Origin of the sequence: Saccharomonospora halophila 8 (assembly GCF_000383775.1) — a bacterium.
Lineage (GTDB): Bacteria > Actinomycetota > Actinomycetes > Mycobacteriales > Pseudonocardiaceae > Saccharomonospora > Saccharomonospora halophila.
Window position 1 is genome coordinate 18463 of the sequence record NZ_KB912525.1, and the last position, 4204, is coordinate 22666.

Sequence of the window (4204 nt, forward strand, 5' to 3'; positions counted from 1 at the left end):
GGGGCGGGGAGCCGGTCGAGGGTGGCGCGGCCGAGGGCGCGGTCGACCGGGCGCATGGCCTCCCGCAGGGCCGGGTCGGTCCGCGCGGCGACCCACAGCTCCATCGCCGCACTGGCCAGCGTGCCGGAGTAGGACTCCCACAGCAGGTCGATGATCGCGGTCACCCGTTCGGGTCCCTCGGGGAGTCCGGCGGTGTCCGGGGCGTGCCGCTCGGTGAGCCGGCCGGTCAGGTGTTCCACCGCCGCGGCCATCAGCTGGGCCTTGTCGGGGAAGTGGTGCTGGACCGCACCCTTCGACACTCCGGCCCGCGCGCAGACCTCCTGCATCGACGTCCGCGCGTATCCGCGTTCGACCAGGCAGTCGATGGTCGCGTCGAGCAGCGCGGCGCGGGTGCGCGCCGTCCGTTCGGCCTGTGTGCGGTGCCTGCGTTCCGGCGTGGTCACGACTGTCCGGCTCCTGTCCGCTCGTCCGGTGGGAAGGGTCCCGCCCCGTCCCTCCTTTACCGGAAGGTGCGCGGCGGAGTACATTCCGGCGGAAACTTACCTTCCAATCGTAATGTTTTTCCCGCCCGTCCCGACTCCCGGAGGGAGCGCCGTGCCGCTGCAGCAACAGCAGAGTTCGTGGATGACCGAGGAGCTGGCCGATTTCCGGGACATGGCCCGGACCTTCTGCCGCAACGAGCTCACCCCGCATCAGGAGAGGTGGGCCGAGAACAAGCGGATCGACCGCGAGGTGTGGACCAAGGCGGGCGAGGTGGGCCTGCTCGCCCTGTCGATCCCGGAGGCCTACGGGGGTGGCGGCGGGACGTTCGCGCACGAGGCCGTGCTCTACGAGGAGCAGGCCCGCAGCGGGGACAGCGCCTGGGGCGTGTCGGTACACAACGGGATCGTGACGCACTACCTGCTCGCCTACGGCTCCGAGGAGCAGAAGCAGCGCTGGCTGCCGAAGCTCGCCTCCGGCGAGTTCGTCGGCGCCATCGCGATGACCGAGCCCGGCACGGGCTCGGACCTGCAGGGCATCGCCACCCGGGCGGTCCGCGACGGGGATCACTACGTGATCAACGGGGCGAAGACGTTCATCACCAACGGCGCGCTGGCCGATCTCGTGGTGGTCGCGGTCAAGACCGATCCGGACGGGGGCGCGCAGGGCGTCTCGCTGATCGTGGTGGAGACCTCCACCCCGGGCTTCCGCCGGGGGCGCACCCTGGACAAGGTCGGCATGCACGGGCAGGACACCGCCGAGCTGTTCTTCGACGACGTCCGGGTGCCCGCGGACAACCTGCTCGGCGAGCAGGAGGGCCAGGGCTTCGTCCAGCTGATGCAGCAGCTCCCGCAGGAACGTCTGCTCATCGCGGTCACCGCCGTGGCGGGGATGGAGAGCGCGATCGAGCTGACCCTGGACTACACCAAGGAGCGCACCGCCTTCGGCCGTCCGATCTTCGGCTTCCAGAACACCAAGTACAAGCTCGCCGAGGCCGCCACCGAGGCGGCGGTGTCCCGGGCGTTCCTCGACCAGTGCATCGAACGGCACCTGCGGGGCGAGCTGGACGTGCAGGGTGCGGCGATGGCGAAGCTGTGGACCACCGAGCGGGTGAACAAGGTCGTCGACGAGTGCGTGCAGCTGTTCGGCGGCTACGGCTACATGACCGAGTACCCGATCGCCCGGGCCTGGGCCGACATGCGTGTCTCGCGCATCTTCGGCGGCACGAACGAAATCATGAAGGACATCATCTCCCGTGGTCTGTGACGCGGGGTTGACCGACCAGGAAAGGCGGTCGTCATGAGCGCTGGACCGCTGAGCGGTCTGCGGGTCGTCGAACTCGCGGGACTCGCGCCCGCACCCTTCGCCTGCACCGTCCTGGCCGACCTCGGTGCCGACGTGGTGCGGGTCGACCGGGCCGTTCCCGGCGACGACGTGCTCGCCGTGCCGAAGGACCCGCTGCTGCGCAGCCGACGGACCATCGGGGTGGACACCAAGACCGCCGAGGGCGTCGAGCTGGTGCTCACGCTCGCGGAGAAGGCGGACGTGCTCGTGGAGGGATTCCGTCCCGGCGTCGCCGAACGCATGGGGCTGGGCCCCGAGCAGGTGCACGCCCGGAACCCGGGCCTGGTCTACGGGCGGATCACCGGGTGGGGCCAGACCGGCCCCCTGGCGCCCTCGGCGGGGCACGACATCAACTACATCGGCCTGTCCGGTGCCCTGCACCCGGTCGGCCGGGCGGGGGAACGGCCGGTGCCGCCGGTCAACTTCCTCGCCGATTTCGGCGGCGGCGGGATGTATCTCGCGATGGGCGTGCTCGCCGCGCTGTACGAGCGCCGCTCCTCGGGACTCGGCCAGGTCGTGGACGCCTCGATGGTGGAGGGGTCGGCACTGCTGACCACGCATCTGTTCGGACTGCGGGCCAGCGGTCTGTGGGACGGCGAGCGCGGGGAGAACATGCTCGACGGCGGGGCGCCGTTCTACGACACCTACACCACCGCGGACGGGCGCTACGTCGCCGTCGGCGCCATCGAGGGGCGGTTCTGGTCCGCGCTTCTCGAGGTGCTCGGACTCGACCCCGAGCAGGTGCCGGTCCACATCGACCAGCGCGAGTGGCCCCGCCTGCGGGAGATGCTCGCGGAGGCGATCGGCCGGTACACCCGGGACGAACTGACGGCCAGGGCGGAGGGCACGGACGCCTGCCTGACCCCGGTGCTGTCGCCGTGGGAGGCCGCGGAGCATCCGCACAATCAGGCGCGGGGGTCGTTCGTCGAGGTCGACGGGATGACGCAGCCCGCACCGGGGCCGAAGTTCGGCCGGACACCCGCGGCGGAGCCGGATTCCCCGCATCCGAGGGGGTCGGACACCGGGGAGGTGCTGTCCGAACTCGGCTTGGACCCGGCCGAGATCGACCGTCTCCGGGAGGCGGGTGCCCTCGGCTGAGCACGGTATGTGACCGTCGCATTTCCGTACCGGGCGCGCCCGACGCGTGCCGGGACACCCGCGGACACGGGCGGGTGTCCCTCCGGCGTGTCGTGCGGGCACCGTGCGGAAGGCGCCTTACAGTACCCGGACACCGGCTCGTGGGGCGGGGCCGCGGTGCGCCCCCGCCCCACGTTCGCGTGACTGCCCGTCGCGATGCCGCGCCCTGCGGCATGATGAATGCGGTGGGAAGCAGTGCCGTCACCGTGCGGTGACGCCGAGCAGGAATCGGGTGGAAGCCATGTCACCGGGTCTGAAGAAGGTACTGATATTCGGCGCGGTCGCGCTCGTGCTTTTCCTCCTCGTCTCGCGCCCCACCGAGTCGGCCGACACCGTGCGCTCGGCGTTGAGCTGGCTCCGGGACGGGGCGGAGGCCATCATCACGTTCTTCCGGTCGCTGTTCGCCTGAGGCCGAAAGGCCAGGTCACCGGCACCCCGGACCGGGGTGCCGGTTCGTCGTGCGTGCGCTCCGGGAACACATACGGTGCGTAGCGGCACGCGCTGAACGTCCCGTTTCGCTCCGACAAACGGGTGGATTCCCGTCCGAACACACTGGTCGGCGGAATCGAAGCCCGATCACCTCTTCCGAATCGTCGGTCCGCTCTCATACGGTGCTCCTCACATTGCGTGACCGAGCGGTACCCGAGGACCCACGCACTCAGATCGCGAACAACGTTGCTCGACCAGTCTTGGACGACACAGCAGTGCGACGACCACAGCAGTGCGTTGCTGAAGGAGGCAGGCGAAATGCGGGATTCCGGAGTCGACGCGGTGATCCGTCAGTGGGCCGCCGAACGTGAGCAGACCGCCGAGGACCGTGAGGTCAACCGGATCGCGACGGAGTGGATGGCCGAGGCCCGGCCGTCGGCAGCCGGCGTCCCGGCGCAGCCGTCGTCGGCCGGTATCCCCGCGCAGCGGCGGGAGACGGGCGACCGGGCGTGGGCACCGGTCGACCTGGCCGACCCGGACTTCCTCGACGCGATGCGCGAGCGGTTGCCCGAGGCCCCGGACGAACTGCTCGGCGCCGCGGCAGGTTGGTGGCAGATGATCGGGGATGTCGAGGAGGCCAAGGCCTGGTGGGACGCGGGGATCAGCCCCCTCGACCAGCGCGCCCTCGACTACCGGGCCGCCGGGCTCACCCCCGCCGACCTGGGCAGGCGGCTCGGCCCGCTCACGGTGCTGGATCACCTCCGGCGGGGCAGCGCTCCCGCCTGGTGCGTCGCGCGGCTCACGCGCCAGCGCC

The 4204-nt window shown here is 71.0% G+C and carries 5 protein-coding genes; 4 read left to right on the plus strand and 1 reads right to left on the minus strand.

Annotated elements, in window-relative coordinates:
* On the minus strand, window positions 1-443 hold a 443-nt coding region (locus tag SACHA_RS20950), incomplete at its 3' end, for a TetR/AcrR family transcriptional regulator (protein ID WP_019808635.1).
* A 181-nt stretch (window positions 444-624) separates the two neighbouring features.
* Between SACHA_RS20950 and SACHA_RS0108005 the strand changes: the two genes are divergently transcribed.
* The 4 genes from SACHA_RS0108005 to SACHA_RS20955 form a co-directional block, all read left to right on the plus strand.
* Complete coding sequence (locus SACHA_RS0108005) at window positions 625-1746, plus strand: acyl-CoA dehydrogenase family protein (RefSeq protein WP_408640318.1); 1122 nt, start codon at window positions 625-627, stop codon at window positions 1744-1746.
* Window positions 1747-1779: 33 nt separating this feature from the next.
* A complete protein-coding gene (locus SACHA_RS0108010; RefSeq protein ID WP_019808639.1) occupies window positions 1780-2922 on the plus strand; it encodes a CaiB/BaiF CoA transferase family protein in 1143 nt (380 codons plus the stop codon).
* A 280-nt stretch (window positions 2923-3202) separates the two neighbouring features.
* Window positions 3203-3370, plus strand: a complete 168-nt coding sequence (locus SACHA_RS25090) for a hypothetical protein (protein WP_019808641.1) — start codon at window positions 3203-3205, stop codon at window positions 3368-3370.
* A 338-nt stretch (window positions 3371-3708) separates the two neighbouring features.
* A partial coding sequence (locus tag SACHA_RS20955) for a hypothetical protein (protein ID WP_019808643.1) occupies window positions 3709-4204 on the plus strand: 496 nt, incomplete at its 3' end.

Coding starts and splice junctions, on each gene's coding strand:
- SACHA_RS0108010 (WP_019808639.1), top strand. CDS start 1,780: ATGAGCGCTGGACCGCTGAGCGGTCTGCGGGTCGTCGAACTCGCGGGA.
- SACHA_RS25090 (WP_019808641.1), top strand. CDS start 3,203: ATGTCACCGGGTCTGAAGAAGGTACTGATATTCGGCGCGGTCGCGCTC.
- SACHA_RS0108005 (WP_408640318.1), top strand. CDS start 625: ATGACCGAGGAGCTGGCCGATTTCCGGGACATGGCCCGGACCTTCTGC.